13 protein-coding genes are annotated in these 15,043 nt (G+C 43.7%); all 13 read right to left on the bottom strand.

Annotated features, from left to right (window positions below; genetic code table 11):
* Window positions 1-23 precede the first annotated feature (23 nt).
* A complete protein-coding gene (locus AC27HD_RS17840; RefSeq protein ID WP_487107549.1) occupies window positions 24-419 on the bottom strand; it encodes an MAPEG family protein in 396 nt (131 codons plus the stop codon).
* A gap of 312 nt (window positions 420-731) precedes the next feature.
* Window positions 732-1,376: an adenylate kinase gene (gene adk / locus AC27HD_RS17835; protein ID WP_032095918.1), complete on the bottom strand. Its 645-nt coding sequence runs from the start codon at window positions 1,374-1,376 to the stop codon at window positions 732-734.
* Between the two features lie 337 nt (window positions 1,377-1,713).
* On the bottom strand, window positions 1,714-3,636 hold the full coding sequence (gene htpG / locus AC27HD_RS17830; protein ID WP_349378549.1) for a molecular chaperone HtpG: 1,923 nt from the start codon (window positions 3,634-3,636) through the stop codon (window positions 1,714-1,716).
* A gap of 106 nt (window positions 3,637-3,742) precedes the next feature.
* Entirely contained in the window at window positions 3,743-4,342 is a 600-nt protein-coding gene (recR, locus tag AC27HD_RS17825) for a recombination mediator RecR (RefSeq protein ID WP_163107706.1), read from the bottom strand.
* 7 nt (window positions 4,343-4,349) lie between these two features.
* Window positions 4,350-5,276 carry a hypothetical protein gene (locus AC27HD_RS17820; protein WP_420837618.1) on the bottom strand — a complete coding sequence of 309 codons (927 nt, stop codon included), beginning with the start codon at window positions 5,274-5,276 and terminating at the stop codon, window positions 4,350-4,352.
* Between the two features lie 262 nt (window positions 5,277-5,538).
* Window positions 5,539-6,405 (bottom strand): hypothetical protein, encoded by an 867-nt coding sequence (locus AC27HD_RS17815; protein WP_487107546.1) that lies wholly within the window; start codon window positions 6,403-6,405, stop codon window positions 5,539-5,541.
* Window positions 6,406-6,741: 336 nt separating this feature from the next.
* Window positions 6,742-7,068 carry a YbaB/EbfC family nucleoid-associated protein gene (locus tag AC27HD_RS17810; protein WP_032095913.1) on the bottom strand — a complete coding sequence of 109 codons (327 nt, stop codon included), beginning with the start codon at window positions 7,066-7,068 and terminating at the stop codon, window positions 6,742-6,744.
* A gap of 37 nt (window positions 7,069-7,105) precedes the next feature.
* The gene (gene dnaX / locus AC27HD_RS17805) at window positions 7,106-10,426 is read right to left on the bottom strand and encodes a DNA polymerase III subunit gamma/tau (protein ID WP_487107544.1); all 3,321 of its coding nucleotides are present in this window, start codon (window positions 10,424-10,426) and stop codon (window positions 7,106-7,108) included.
* Between the two features lie 92 nt (window positions 10,427-10,518).
* Complete coding sequence (gene apt, locus AC27HD_RS17800) at window positions 10,519-11,055, bottom strand: adenine phosphoribosyltransferase (protein WP_032095911.1); 537 nt, start codon at window positions 11,053-11,055, stop codon at window positions 10,519-10,521.
* Between the two features lie 335 nt (window positions 11,056-11,390).
* Complete coding sequence (locus AC27HD_RS17795; RefSeq protein WP_487107542.1) at window positions 11,391-12,149, bottom strand: HvfC family RiPP maturation protein; 759 nt, start codon at window positions 12,147-12,149, stop codon at window positions 11,391-11,393.
* Window positions 12,149-13,000: an HvfB family MNIO-type RiPP peptide maturase gene (locus tag AC27HD_RS17790; RefSeq protein ID WP_487107540.1), complete on the bottom strand. Its 852-nt coding sequence runs from the start codon at window positions 12,998-13,000 to the stop codon at window positions 12,149-12,151. Before AC27HD_RS17790 ends, AC27HD_RS17795 begins: the two co-directional genes overlap by 1 nt.
* Window positions 13,001-13,076: 76 nt before the next feature.
* Window positions 13,077-13,568, bottom strand: a complete 492-nt coding sequence (locus AC27HD_RS17785; protein ID WP_269520845.1) for an HvfA family oxazolone/thioamide-modified RiPP metallophore — start codon at window positions 13,566-13,568, stop codon at window positions 13,077-13,079.
* Between the two features lie 163 nt (window positions 13,569-13,731).
* Complete coding sequence (locus AC27HD_RS17780) at window positions 13,732-14,475, bottom strand: hypothetical protein (protein WP_487107538.1); 744 nt, start codon at window positions 14,473-14,475, stop codon at window positions 13,732-13,734.
* Window positions 14,476-15,043 lie beyond the last annotated feature (568 nt).

The raw sequence follows: 15,043 nt of genomic DNA, 5'->3' as shown, positions 1-15,043 counted from the left end.
AGCATAAGCTCACTGGGCAGTAACTACATCCCAAAGTGAATTAACGCTAAATTGCCAATGGCGGTGACTAACATAGCGAGAAAGGTGAGGATCATACCTGCAAAACGCTGCCAGCTAACGCCTGCGTGTTTTCCTAGACCGTAGGCATGCAATACCCTTCCAAACAAGATAGCACTCCCTAATGCATGCACAGCCCATGCTTGACCCGTATTTGCTTCAAAACACGCGATCATAATTAGCGTGATGGGTACGTATTCACTAAAGTTGCCGTGAGCTCGCGCTAAACGCCCAAGATCTTCATGACCGCCATCGCCTAAGCTTACGTTGTGCCGACGACGTGCGCCAATTACAAGAAACGATAGGTACAGGTAGCATATACCTAATAAGCTGGCGTAAAAGGCCGTAATTGGTAAAACCATTATCAACTCCAATTTTTATAATTATTCTTGCAACCGTTTTTGCAACTTATGTGTCTAAGGTAGCATAGAGATTTTAACAACGTATAGCTGAATGTGATGCGTTATTAGTAAGCGTTCTCAGTGACACTTTTAATTACTCGCCCTCTTGGCGCTATCCCTGTTAGCTTTATCCCTCTTAGTTATCTCTCTTAGTTATAATTCAGGAGGGGGCAGCACACGCAAGTCACACCAACTTACCACTTTAAAGGCATAATAAAATGGGCACAATAAAAAGGCCGCATTCATGCGGCCTCTTGTAATGTGACGAGCTGGTTAGCTCAAGCGCTTTTCAAGGTCAGCGCTAACGTCATCAACCGGGCGGTTTCCGTCGAGTTTGTGGTACTCGCAGTTGCCAGCATCTGCTTCTGCCATGTAGTAGTTAACGAGTGGCTTAGTTTGCTCATGATAAATAGCTAAACGCTTACGTACAGTGTCTTCTTTATCATCTTCACGGACAATAAGGTCTTCACCAGTGGCGTCGTCTTTGCCTGCTTCTTTAGGCGGATTGTATACTACGTGATACACACGACCAGATGCAGGGTGTACTCGCCTTCCGCCCATGCGCTCAACAATCACGTCATCTGCAACATCAAATTCAATGCAGTGGTCTACTTTAACACCGGCTTCTTTCATTGCATCCGCTTGCGGAATAGTGCGAGGAAAGCCGTCGAGTAAGAAACCGTCTTTGCAATCATCCATTGCAATGCGCTCTTTCACCAAACCAATAATGATATCGTCAGAAACCAGCTTACCTTCATCCATTACCTGCTTGGCTTTTAAACCAAGTTCAGTACCAGCTTTTATTGCTGCGCGAAGCATATCGCCTGTAGAAATTTGTGGAATACCGTATTTGCCCATTAGAAACTGAGCTTGTGTGCCCTTACCCGCGCCAGGAGCGCCGAGAAGAATGATTCGCATGAGTGCGTTCTCCGCTTATGATTTTTAAAATTTTTACTTCGGGCACTTTACACATTCAATACATTAGTGACAAGTGTAAGCAGTACCCCAAGGCCGATCTTACGACTAATGGCGAATATACGTTCAACTTATAATCACTTTGTGAGCAAAGCATAAACTGCGACGATAACGGCCATTGTCTACACGCTTTATACCCCACACGTAATAGCAGTGTCGGCTGCGTATTTAAGGCCTGAAAATATAGCATATTATTAGGGGTATACTCGATTTTAAGACATAAAAACAAAAAACGGGCGTAAAGCCCGTTTTCTAAAGTTTGCAGTGGTTTAGAAGCCGCTTATTTTGCCAGCTTCATCAACAATGCATTCATGTTTTGAACGAAGGTAGCAGGGTCTTTAAGACTGCCTTGTTCTGAAAGTGCAGCTTGGTCGAATAACACCCCTACCCATTCATTGAACAACTCTTCGTCTTGAGTATCGGCTAGCTTTTTAACTAGGCTGTGCTCAGGGTTAAGTTCAAAGTGATACTTAACGTCTGGTACACTTTGCCCAGCAGCTTGCATTAACTTCATCATCTGCGTTGTCATGCCGTTGTCATCGGCTACGATGCACGCAGGAGAGTCGGTTAAACGATGGGTAAATTTCACATCTACTACTTTTTCGCCTAACGCCGCTTTTGCTCTTTCTAGCACGCCTTCAATTTCTTTCTCAGCTTCTTCTTGGGCTTTCTTAGACTCTTCGTCTTCCAAATCGCCTAAGTCCAAGTCACCTTTCGCAATTGAAACAAACTGTTTTTCGTTAAACTCAGTCAGGTGAGACATTAACCATTCGTCAATGCGCTCGCCCATTAGCAATACCTCAATACCCTTCTTGCGGAATATCTCAAGGTGAGGACTCGATTTGGCCGCTTGCAAGCTATCTGCAGTAACGAAGTAAATCTTGTCTTGCCCTTCTTTCATGCGCTCAATGTAGTCGGCGAGTGATACGGTTTGCGCATCAGAATCGCCGTGAGTTGATGAGAAACGAAGTAGGCCGGCAATTTTTTCGCGATTGCTAAAGTCTTCAGCTGGACCTTCTTTAAGCGCATTACCGAACTCATTCCAGAAAGTCTGGTACTTGTCTGAGTCGTTCTTAGCCATTCTTTCAAGCATCTGAAGCACGCGTTTAGTACAACCTTGGCGCAGCGCTTGAGTCACTTTATTATCTTGAAGAATTTCGCGAGACACGTTCAGTGGTAGGTCGTTGCTATCGAGTAGCCCCTTCACAAAACGAAGGTACGTAGGCATAAACTGTTCAGCGTCGTCCATGATGAACACACGTTGCACGTACAGCTTCAAACCGTGATTCTGGTCACGATTCCACATATCAAACGGCGCTTTTGAAGGGATATACAGTAAGCTGGTGTACTCTGTTTTACCTTCAACTTTGTTGTGTACCCACGATAGTGGATCAGCAAAGTCGTGGGAGATATGCTTATAGAACTCGTTGTACTCGTCGTCGCTGATGTCAGACTTTTCACGAGTCCACAACGCAGTTGCTTTGTTAACCGCTTCCCATTCACCAGGCTGAGCTTCAATTTTCTCGCCGTCAGGTCCTTCGCTTTCAGGTACTTCGTCTTTCCACATATGCACCGGAATGCTGATGTGGTCTGAATATTTACTTACGATTGAACGAAGACGCCACGTGTCTGCGAACTCTTTTTCTTCTTCACGAAGGTGAAGCGTAATTTCGGTACCGCGAGTTGGCTTGTTAATGTCGGCAATAGTAAATTCGCCACCACCATCAGATACCCACTCAACACCCGTTGATGCATCTGCACCCGCGGCGCGAGAGCGAACAGTAACTTTATCAGCCACAATGAACGCAGAGTAGAAACCTACGCCAAACTGACCGATAAGTTGTGAGTCTTTTGCACTGTCGCCAGACAGCTTACTGAAAAAGTCCTTTGTACCAGACTTAGCAATAGTACCAAGGTTAGCGATTACCTCATCTCGAGACATACCAATGCCGTTGTCGACAATTGTGATGGTATTCGCTTCGCTGTCTACGCTTAGCTTAACGCTCAAGTCACCATCGTTTTCATAGAGACCGTCGTTTTCCAAAGCGCGGAAACGGAGTTTATCTGCGGCGTCAGCGGCGTTAGACACTAACTCGCGTAAGAAGATTTCTTTGTTTGAGTACAAAGAATGAATCATCAGATGTAGAAGTTGTTTTACTTCCGTCTGAAAACCGTGGGTTTCTTTATGGGCTGCTTCAGCCATAATCCAGTATCTCCTCGTTGAATGGATCACGTTACTGATAGACAGGTGTGGACTCGAAGCGTGTTTTTCAACTACAAGAGAGAAAATTTATTTGTTTTTTATCACACTAAAGTTTACGCCGCCCGGAGAAGGCGTGGGTTAATGTGTTGTTATCAATGTATTCTAATTCGCCGCCCACCGGCACGCCATGAGCAATACGAGAGGCATCAATGTCGTTTGACGCGCACAACTGACCGATGTAATGGGCAGTGGCTTCACCTTCTACGGTAGGATTGGTCGCAAGTATTACCTCGGTGATCCCCCCTGCAGCAAACCGTGCTTCCAGTTCATTCAAACCAATTTCTTCTGGTCCCACGCCATCAATAGGTGACAGGTGCCCCATCAAAACAAAATACTGCCCCTTAAAGCTCATGGTTTGCTCTATAGCCAATACATCTTGTGGGCTCTCCACCACACACAGAAGGCCGCTGGCCTCACGCTCAGGGTGGCGACATATGTCACATAGTTCATCTTCAGTAAAGGTTCTGCAGCGCTTACAATGGTGGATGTGCTCCATTGCGTTATGCAATACATCGCTTAAGGCAACGGCACCTTTTCGGTTTCGCTCGAGTAAATGAAACGCCATTCGCTGAGCGCTTTTGTTACCAACACCAGGCAGACACGTTAGCGCCTGAATGAGTTCTGCAAGTAAGGGACTGAACTTCATAATGAGACTACTTCGCTGTTCGTTCGCTATCGTTTTGTTGAGGGTATTTAATCACGTTACGCTTTACTTGGTCGAGTTTAACTTCATAAACATTTCCGCCTACCAGGCCTTTGAATTCCTCATCGGTAAATACAAGCGTGTTGTCATCGTAAAACGTTACCGCTTCTTTTTGCGTGATAATGCCTAAGTCTATGCGTGATACCTCACCACTGAAAAAATTATCGCCATCAAAATTTTCAAATAGCCATAAACTGGTTGAATCAAGTAAAACCAACTTTTCTCTATTTGGGCTTATTGCCGCTGAGGTTATCCAGCATAACTTTTCTAGGGTGGTACAGGTTTTAAATTCGCCTATTAATTCAGCATCAAAATTAGCAGCGTGATCGCCCACTTTGTACAGTTTGGTAATACCGTCAAAGGGCTTAGTTCTGTTTTTGGTAAACAGATAAAGGTGCCGCTTAAATTCAACAAATGCCTCTAGATCATAGTTTTTATCTTCTGGTTTAATCTCGCCCTCTTCCATTTGAGGATAAGTAAACTTTATGATTTCAGCCTTCGTGGTGTCGGTTTTAATATCAATAGGATTTTCAATTTTATAAATAGTAAGCCAACGCCTATCGTTGTCGTTATTGCCAAAATCGCCTAGGAAAAAATGACCAAACTGGTTTTGCGTCATGTCCTCCCAATCGACGTTTTTAGCATTTGACACTGTCACTTCACGAGCGATTGAACCGTCTTTATTTAGCATATAAAGAATGGGGCCATCGCCACTGTCGTTAATCGCCCAAAGGCGCTGCTTTTTATCAAACTCGATACCCGATATCTCCCTTAGCTTCGGGTCGACGGTGACTGTTTTTATACTGAATAAGGAATAGATACTGAAAACAGTTAATACAATTGCAATAGGAATAAGAATGAGAGTGGATGTGACCAAACCTTTTCTGATCAAGACGGGTTCCTTTTTATCTAGAAATAGTCAGGGCATGTTGACCTTATTTATACAGCACACAAAACGCTGCAAAGTGCAGAATAAAGCTCAACACGCCCTAATAGGCGATATTAGATAGTAATAATACGAGATGCCATTGTGAATGGCTCCAAAATTCTCGCTATTGTAATGCATTAACAGCGTAAAAGCTGGTGAAACCCCGTTTATAGCAGATTTAATCAATTGCTTCTCAATAATCGCGCGAACGCTAATTTACCCCGTATGTAAGGGTTCTATAGAGCCAATAATTTTCCTCGTCTTCCACATAAAATGTCGGGGTCATTAACTCGATTACTCCCAACGTTTTATCTTTTTGAATATCAAAGAATAAGAAGATAGCTGCTGTTTGGTCTTTGCCCTCCAACGTAATTTCACAACGTCCTTGAATACAGTTCACACTGAGTATCTGAAGTTGAGGGTCTTTGCTTCTAGCGGTTATAAAATCTTTTAGCTTTTGTTCCATCTCAAATCGCGACACTACATCGTTATCAAATGCATTTGTCGCTGTTGGCTGGTTGAGAAATTCATTATCTTTTAGCACTTGATCAAACATCCATGAGGCATCTTGTTCGCCTATGGCATCGGTGAGCTGCTGTCGAAGGGTCTCTTTTCGAGCAGCTACCCATTCATCAAGCTCTTCCTGCGCAGCGGGAAACGATACAGCGCTTTGTTGGTCGGATGTATTAGAATCAGATGGGGCGTTATCTGGTTGAGTATCATTATTTTGACTCACGATGAGTTCACTGGGTTCTGATTCTTCGACGTTATCTTGCGATAATAGTTGCTGTTGGTTACCGTCAGTTTGGTTGTCGCTAGTTAGGTTATCACTTGTTAGGTTATCACTTGTTAGAGCATCGCTAATTAGGCTGTGAGGGCTCCCTGATTTTGTATCGGAGTCAGTAACAGATTTACCATTAAGCGATTGGGTATTTAGCGCTGGCGTATTAGATGATGAATTGCCATCCGCGAGCTGTGAAGATGATGGTGTATCAGCATTTGTAAAAGGTCTAGCGTGACCGATAAAGTAACCCGCAACAAAAGCTGCTAATACAAGTACAAACATTCCATATTTCATAAACATATCTTTATTAATCAACAAATTAATACATTATCAGCGAGCAGTACCCGAGACAAGTTATAACGTATTCGTAGAGGAACGGTGGAGAGTTGGAGTTGGATTTTGATGCTCAGTACGTTGAATACAGTTGTTGTGATGTAAAGGCTATGGAAGACATGGACTATAGGAAAGTAGCGTCACAAAAAGCAAACGCTGAATGTGCAAAAGCCTTGGAATGATCCAAGGCTTTTGGTTAATAGAGTTATCGGGCGGGTGCTTTATCTGAATTAAAATTTATCAAATTCAGTTTTTATAGCAACCTGCCTCAATAGGCCCAGCTTTGATTAGCCCTATTTAAAACGGCAGTTTCATACCTGGTGGAAGTGACATTCCGCCAGTTACATCAGCCATTTTTTCTTTGCTGGTTTCTTGAACTCGGCGGACGGCGTCGTTAAACGCTGCTGCAACAAGGTCTTCAATCATGTCTTTATCGTCGTCCATTAGCGAGTCGTCGATGTCAACGCGGCGTACGTTGTGGTTGCAGGTCATGGTAACTTTAACCATACCTGCACCGGCTTCACCGGTAACTTCCAGCTTAGCGAGATCGTCCTGCACTTTCTGCATGCGATCTTGCATCTGCTGCGCCTGTTTCATCATGTTGCCCATACCGCCTTTAAACATATTTTTATCTCACTTTGTTTGGTATTAAGTTAACCTGCTATCGTGCTTTAACCGAATCGGTCAGCACTGAGGCATCAAAAATTGATAGCAGCGCTTGAATCTTTTCATCAGTTTGTACAACTGAATATGCATGCGCCTGGCGCATTGCATGAATATCTTGCTGCAGTGCAAATGGCGTTGAATTTGGTTTACCTAACGTAATATTCACCGTTACGTTCTCTCCCAAACCATGATGCAGTGTGTCTAGCAATTGCTGTTTCGCGCTCTCATTAAGTAAATGAGACTGACTGTTATCAATTTCAAGTGACACAGTACCGTTATCACGAGAAAAAGACGCATGAAGAAACAGTTGCTTTAGTAATCCGGCAATTGGCATCTGCTCAACTAAGTTACTCCACTCATCTATTTGGCTAGCATGAGTAAGTTTAGTTCCATCTTCGAGATAAGCACTTAAACTGCCACTTGGGGTGTTGGTAATGACTCCTGAGGCATCGCTTCGCTCAGCATTGCTTGACGAATAGTCTGCATTGGACTGGAAGCTAGCGCCTTGGTCGTAATTGCGCTGCTGGGAATCAACAGGCTGATTAGCGCTCTGGAAAGGTACTTGCTCAGCATTTGCATTGTGAAATGAGTCCCTCGCCGCAGTATCAGCAGAAGCCACAGTACCATTTGAATCGACAGAGCCGTTGCTCTGTGCAGTGTCCCACGGTGGATGGTCTTCTGTGGAAAAGTTTTCGTTAGCATTCTTTTGTGATGAAGCTGCTTGCGATGAAGCTTCATGCGATGAGTCTTGTTGTGCTGCTTGCTGTAATGAGTCTTGTTGTGCTGAGCCTTGGTTCGATAAAGCGCTCTGCGAATCAGGCGTAACCGGCAGCGAGTCACTCGCAAACGGCATATCTTCTTCAAATTCGGCGTCGAAAAACTCGTCATCGTCGAATGCATTGCCCTGGCCGCCCTCGTTACTGTTAACAGAAGGCTGAAAATCTGATGTGTTGAGCGAGGTTGTATTATCAGAGGCTGTATTCGCTGAGCCTGATAAACCAGGTTCCACTTCTTTAGCGCGGCCTTCAGCCTCTGACATTTGAGATTCGCGTTGATATTGAGAATGAGGTTGAGGATAATTTGGGGCTGTTTGCTCTTGTTCAATATGCTGCTGCGAAGGTTGCGCTTGGTTATTCTGCCCTGATGGCGTTGCGTTAGCATTTGAGAATCGAGAACGCAGAGTGTTAGACATTCTATCAGCGGCGTCCTGCGAAGGACTTTCTGCAGATACCTGCGCTTTTTTATCTTCTGTATCTTGTGCCTTGCGCTGTTTCATTTTTTGTCTAAGCGCGAGCATGCTTGCAGTAGCACTTAACTGTTCTTCTGGAGACGGCTGTGCAGCTTCTGGCAAAGTATCTGGAATGGTATCTTGCGATCCGCTTTGCTCGCTGTCAGCGTGGTGAGAAAAACCGTTATCGATATCTGATGGGTACTCTTCATCACTGGCAGGCGGCATATCATCCATGTAGGCATCTAACGGAGGCTCATTATCAGAAAATGGCGACAAATCACTTTGCGGATGCAAAGCTTCAGAACTCGAGCCTGACTGCTGCGGCGCGTGTTGCTGTGGCTGCTCAGGTTCCGGCTGTTCAGATACTTGCCGTTGTAATTCAGCTTTTTCTAATTCGGCTTTTTGTGAATCACTATGCTGGGATTCACCCAGTTGAGGATCAGAGTCAAAGTTTGCTGTGTTGGCGTGGTTCGCAACATTCTCAGCATCAGCTGTGCGTTCAGGCTCTGTATTTTCAGAAGGCTGTTTATTCGCTGAAGGCGCTTGTCCCGCTGAAGGCTCTTGATCCGCTGATGGCTCTTTATCCGCTGATGGCACTTGATCCGCTGAAGGCTCTTTATCCGCTGATGGCACTTGATCCGCTGAAGGCTCTAATTCAACAGAATCCGTATCACTACCGCGATAAGCTGAGTGAGACGCCTCTGAAAGCTCTGGTACAGGCTGTATATCAGGCTCAGGCTGTATATCTGGCTCAGGCTGTATATCTGGCTCAGGCTGTACATCAGATTCAGATGCTGTATTAAAAGTGGGTTTCCCTTGAACTTGCGGCTCTGCTGTTTCTGCTTGTGGTGTGGCATCTGCAAGAGTTTCGCTTTTAAGCGCTTCCTCTTGCTTACCGACGTTTCCCGGATCACCAGTCTGTGATTCAGAGGCGGTCTTAACGGGAAGGCTGTGCTCACTGCCTCCGCGCTCAATAGTATCTGTACGATTATCAGGAGGTGTTGCAGGTGCAAACGACATCATTCGCATTAATGTCATTTCAAATGCGCTCTTACCATCGGCTGCGAAAGGTAAGTCTTTTCTCCCCTGAATTGCGATTTGATAGAGTAACTGTACTTGTTCAGCGGGGATGGTTTTAGCGAGTTGATATATCGCTTTTGCCGATGTTGTCTCTAGCTTACATGCCTCCGGAACCCATTGTGTCAAAGCTATCTGATGAAGTAAGCTCGCCAATTCACCATGAACATTATCATAATCTGGCGCCTGCTCAGCCAAGTCGTTGACCAACTGAATCACATCATTGGGTGTTTTATTAACCACTGCATTGATAATTTTGAGCAGCTGGTTTTTGTCCATTAAACCAAGCATGTCAGTAACTACTGATGCAGTTACTTGGTTTCCGCCCTGCGCAATGGCCTGGTCAGTTAAACTGAGCGCATCACGCATACTGCCTTGTGCGGCTCTTGCAAGCAGCGACAGCGCTTGAGGCTCGAAGCTCAATTGCTCCTGCTCTAGAATATGGGTAAGTTGACCAACAATTTGCTCTCGCGACATGGCCTTGAGATTAAACTGAAGACAGCGAGATAAAATGGTGATGGGCAGCTTTTGTGGATCGGTGGTCGCCAACAGGAATTTTACGTGAGGAGGCGGCTCTTCCAGCGTCTTTAACAACGCGTTGAAACTGTGTTTCGAGAGCATGTGTACTTCATCTATGAGGTACACCTTGTAGCGGCCACGAGTTGGCTTGTACTGCACATTGTCCAGAAGCTCTCGCGTATCTTCTACTTTCGTTCTTGATGCCGCATCAATCTCGAGCAAATCAACGTAATTTCCTTGCTCAATTTCTTTGCACGTATGGCACTGTCCGCAAGGATTGGCTCCCTGACCTTCTTCACAATTTAAGCTTTTAGAAAAAATACGCGCTATTGTCGTTTTTCCAACGCCTCGTGTGCCGGTGAACAGATAAGCGTGATGCAAACGATCGTTATCTAAGGCATTTGAAATGGCTGACACCACATGCTCTTGGCCGACAAGTTCACCGAACTTCCCTGGTCGCCATTTCCTTGCTAATACCTGATAACTCATTATTGTACTCTTTGCCTCATCACGCCTTGTTATGCCTCATCAAGCTTAATCACGCCTTATTGTGGCTTTCTTGCGCCCTTTTGAATGGCTAACTACTCGCCTTCAAACTCGCAAATTGAATAGCTTTCAATGTTTAGTTCGGTCAATTTTTTATGACCACCTAAATCGGGTAGATTAATAACGAACCCAGCGTGGTTTAACTCACCACCCAATGAGCGAATGAGCTTCGCCGATGCAGCGATAGTTCCGCCGGTAGCAAGAAGGTCATCAATCAACAATACCTTGTCGCCAGGGACAATTGCATCGCGATGGATTTGTAGCGTATCTGTGCCATATTCTAGCTCGTAGCTTTCACTTACAACTTCTCTGGGCAGCTTGTTAGGTTTGCGTACTGGGATAAATCCGATACCCATCTCAATTGCTAAAGGCGCGCCAAACAAAAAGCCGCGAGCTTCAGTGCCTGCGATCTTTGTGAATCCCATGCCCTGATACTTTTCAACAAGTAATGAGATACAGCTTTTAAACGCCTTGTGATCTTCTAAAACGCTAGTTACATCTCTAAATAATATACCTGGCTTTGGATAGTCAGGAACGGTTTTCACTACTGATTTTATATATTCTGCAGTCACGATAATACCTTATATGTCTGCTTTATAACCAGAACGTGAACCAACCGGCGATGATATGCATCAACGGAAAAGCGAGTAAAGTTACTAATGAACCTAAGAAGTACCATTTGTTATAGACTTCTTTAAAATCTTCATTGTCAGCCATATGCACTACCTAAACAATAATTGTGAACAAAAAAATGGTCGTAAATGTTAATCGAAAGCAAGCCCGATTGACAGCGCTAATATAGTTAAACGCTCACAATAAATACAGTTGGTAGGTAAAGTTAATAATAGACACTTCAAATGATAAAAAATTAAGCACTGTGCCGTTTATATTTAGAGATTTTGCAGGCTTATACCGGCATTAATATCCCTTTTTGCAGCAAATCGACGACCGTTTGTTCCATTCCCGCTTTGAGCGTTGGCTGAGGAATACTTGGCACCTGCTCAATCAGTTGGTCAGCTAATACCGCTAGTGAAATGCCTTTTTCAGCTACCTCTACGGTATGTACCAGCATGGCGGTCATCGCAGTTAAATGAACAAATTGAACTTGATATTCTTTATCTCGATACACGACATAATACTGGGGCATGTCCATAGGGCTATCGGGCAAATGGTCTGGACCAATAAGGTGCACCGCATAGGAATATGACGCTAACGTGGCGAATGGTGAAATTTTTACCTCGGTAATATCCTCACCTGATAAGTAAAGCGAGATGCTCTCACTGCTTTTACGCGTGGCCACTTCTAGCTCTAGCCATTCATAATGGGCTAGCTCACAAGAAAACGCTGGTAGTTCAAAACCCAAAGCGGGAGATGTTGCTAAGTATTCTACAAACTCTTTACTGATGTCGTTAAAATAAGGAGACCTGCATTGATGTTCAATAAAGAACTGACGGATTACTTGCTCCCATTGGTTTTCGCCATGTTGAGCAATGATAATAGATTTAAAAACTGGAAGTGCTGAGCTAACGAAACCATTTATGTTGCTGAAAAATAGCGACTGGTAGATTTTCATCCGTCTTAAGTGATCATCATTTTTCGCGTTAAGCGTTGAAGGGTCTTTTATCGCTTGTACAAATTCACTCTGGCTTTGTTGTAACGAAGCCATCACGCAACTCCCAAACTTGAAGAGTTCATTTCAGTAGACGCGTGTTTTGACTGTATTGCTTTAATTTTACGCACTTCGTTGAGTAAATTATCCACAGACGGAATGTTGAAGTCACGCTCTAGCAAAGTGGGGTAAACGCCATGTACGCTATAGGCATAGTCTAATAGTTTCCATACTGGCTCAATAACATCGGCTCCGTGTGTGTCCACTTTTAAATCTGCAGCCTCGTCGTAATGCCCCGCAATGTGGCCGTAAACTATTTTGTGAGACGGAAGCCCTTTAATAAACTCATGTGAAGAATAGTTGTGGTTAATACTGTTTACGTAAACATTGTTAACGTCTAGCAACATAGAGCAGCCAGACTCAGATAAAACAGCGTTGGTGAATTCAAGTTCAGAGATATCCTGATCTGGCGCAACATAGTAAGACACATTTTCTAATACGAGAGGTCTCTCGAGAATGTCCTGTACTTGCTTAATCCTAGAGACAACGTGCTTAACCGCCTCTTCAGTAAATGGAATAGGCATCAAATCATACATATGGCCGCTTCCAGAACAATAGCTTAAATGCTCGCTGTATAGGCCTATATTGTTGGCATCTAAGAACTGCTTTACGGTTTTTATAAATTCAACATCAAGCTTATCACCGCTACCTATTGAAAGAGACAGTCCATGGGTACTAAATGGTGCTTGTGCAGTGGCCTGGTTAAATTGTTTTTGATAGATGCCACCAAGAGGGATCCAGTTTTCTGGCGCCACTTCCCAAAAGTCGACTTCTTTAGGAAGAATAGGGAAAAGATCATCAAGCATTTCACGTCTGAAGCCTAAACCAGCACCTTTGATATTTTTCACTCTTAGTCTCCAAGAACAGCATTGAAAAAAAAGGCCATCAATTGACGGCCATCTTACGGATCATAGGAAGCAATAGTTACATGCTACCGCATTTACCTTCGCCGCATTTGCCTTCTTTTGCGGCTTTATCGCCACCGCACTTGCCTTCTTTTGCAGCTTTATCACCACCGCACTTGCCTTCTTTTGCAGCCTTATCGCCGCCGCACTTGCCTTCTTTTGCGGCTTTATCGCCGCCGCATTTGCCTTCTTTTGCTGCTTTATCGCCGCCGCATTTGCCTTCTTTTGCAGCTTTATCTCCGCCGCATTTGCCTTCTTTTGCAGCTTTGTCGCCGCCGCACTTGCCTTCTTTTGCTGCTTTATCGCCGCCGCACTTGCCTTCTTTTGCTGCTTTATCGCCGCCGCACTTGCCTTCGCCACATTTTCCTTCTGCGGCAAATTGACTATAACCAGACTCAAGAGATTGCATACCGAATGGATTTGAATCTGCTACCGCTACACTTGATGCTAACGAACCGATAACTACGGCACCTAACGCTGTTGCTATTGATGTTTTATTAATTTGCTTCATTTTTAGCCCTCGGAAATTTATTCTATTGTTAAACCACAATGTTGACGTTCAATAAATAAGACCGAGGTGTTAACAATTTGCTTTCACAAATTTTTAACTTTTTTTAATATTTTTTATTTGAGAGTGAACACCCTCGCGAAAATACTGCGCAGACTTAAATATTTTAAAGCTGTGGTGTGGGTTTCGTGGCATGTTCTAAGATAGTTCCTTCCTTGAAGGACTCACTGTAGGCTGAAAGTTTTTCTAGAAGATCATCTTTATATTTGCTTTGTAACGATACTGCGAAGAATGTGGGAATATTCTTTTTTAATGTTATTGAACTTGTCCTGTCATTGAGCTCATTGTCGCCAAGAAAATAATAAAAAGGTCGCTCGTAGGTTATAAGGTTTGCTGTTCTATCAAAGAGAAAAAACTTGATGGAATCTACACTTGAGGGCATATCGACAAATTCGTACCCTTCTTCAACTAGACGAATGCGCTCACCTACGTAATCGTATCCTCTTATACCCGCTATGGATTTTTCATTTAAGCGAGCATTATTTGTCACTCTCATTAGCGTTAGGTTTGTTACGGGCTTATCAATAAACGTAGCATGATCGTCGAGTGCAGCGGTTCCTTTTACATTAACTGTTAAATCAATCTCGCCTTGTTTCACTCTTTCGAAAAGCCGTATAGGGGGAATGCATTCAATACTCATGTTGTACCCAAGCTGCTTTAAAAGCTTAGAGGACATCTCTACCACTTCACCGTAGCACCGCCCAGTTTCACTTTCTTTTATCACAAGTGGAGGAAATACTACGATCCCCAGAGTAACGGTTTTAACTTCTTCCTGCGCAAAAACCGAAAGTGGCAAAAAGGCTGCAAAAATCATTAAAGAAAGCAACATAGAACCACAAAAGTTACGCATTTAGTTACCAAATATGAGAACAATATATTAATGATAGTCTATATATCACCATTTGACTGAAAGACATAATTTACAACAATGGTTTTGCATAAATAAGGTATGAAAATCTTTACGCAAAAAAATAAAGGGGGTCAGGTCCACATTCTTTGATCATTTATCTGTTGTAAGCAATGGGGATGACAATAAATAGGGATCTGACCTCGTTTATTTTTGAGTTTGACAGCCAGACTCACACTGAAGACGACAATATATTGGGTTCTGACCCTGTTTTATGTTCGTTGAGTTTGATTATGTTTGTTTAGATTGGAGATAAATGCTGTTCTGACCCCATTTATTTTTTGGGCAGAAATAAAGGGGGTAAGGTCCATATTCCTTGTTGCTTAGTCCGGTTTGCGCGTTATGGCAGACATAATGGGGATCTGACCCCACTTATTTTTTCGACAGTAACACTTAATCATTATGTGCTTCCAAAATTAGATTCAGTTGCTCTTATGTGAGCGTTGGATTTTATTATGTTGAAAGCAATTGGGGGATAAATGTTGATCTGACCCCATTTATTTATGCGGTT

The organism is Alteromonas sp. 4NS20-0143 (assembly GCF_057542855.1).
Note: the sequence above shows the minus strand (reverse complement) of the source record. Positions and strands in the feature narration are given on the sequence as shown.

Bases quoted from the DNA above. Each gene is read 5' to 3' on its own strand.
- AC27HD_RS17815 (WP_487107546.1), bottom strand. From the start codon at position 6,405: ATGAAATATGGAATGTTTGTACTTGTATTAGCAGCTTTTGTTGCGGGT.
- AC27HD_RS17780 (WP_487107538.1), bottom strand. From the start codon at position 14,475: ATGCGTAACTTTTGTGGTTCTATGTTGCTTTCTTTAATGATTTTTGCA.
- AC27HD_RS17795 (WP_487107542.1), bottom strand. From the start codon at position 12,149: ATGGCTTCGTTACAACAAAGCCAGAGTGAATTTGTACAAGCGATAAAA.
- AC27HD_RS17810 (WP_032095913.1), bottom strand. From the start codon at position 7,068: ATGTTTAAAGGCGGTATGGGCAACATGATGAAACAGGCGCAGCAGATG.
- AC27HD_RS17840 (WP_487107549.1), bottom strand. From the start codon at position 419: ATGGTTTTACCAATTACGGCCTTTTACGCCAGCTTATTAGGTATATGC.
- htpG (WP_349378549.1), bottom strand. From the start codon at position 3,636: ATGGCTGAAGCAGCCCATAAAGAAACCCACGGTTTTCAGACGGAAGTA.
- dnaX (WP_487107544.1), bottom strand. From the start codon at position 10,426: ATGAGTTATCAGGTATTAGCAAGGAAATGGCGACCAGGGAAGTTCGGT.
- AC27HD_RS17785 (WP_269520845.1), bottom strand. From the start codon at position 13,568: ATGAAGCAAATTAATAAAACATCAATAGCAACAGCGTTAGGTGCCGTA.
- recR (WP_163107706.1), bottom strand. From the start codon at position 4,342: ATGAAGTTCAGTCCCTTACTTGCAGAACTCATTCAGGCGCTAACGTGT.
- adk (WP_032095918.1), bottom strand. From the start codon at position 1,376: ATGCGAATCATTCTTCTCGGCGCTCCTGGCGCGGGTAAGGGCACACAA.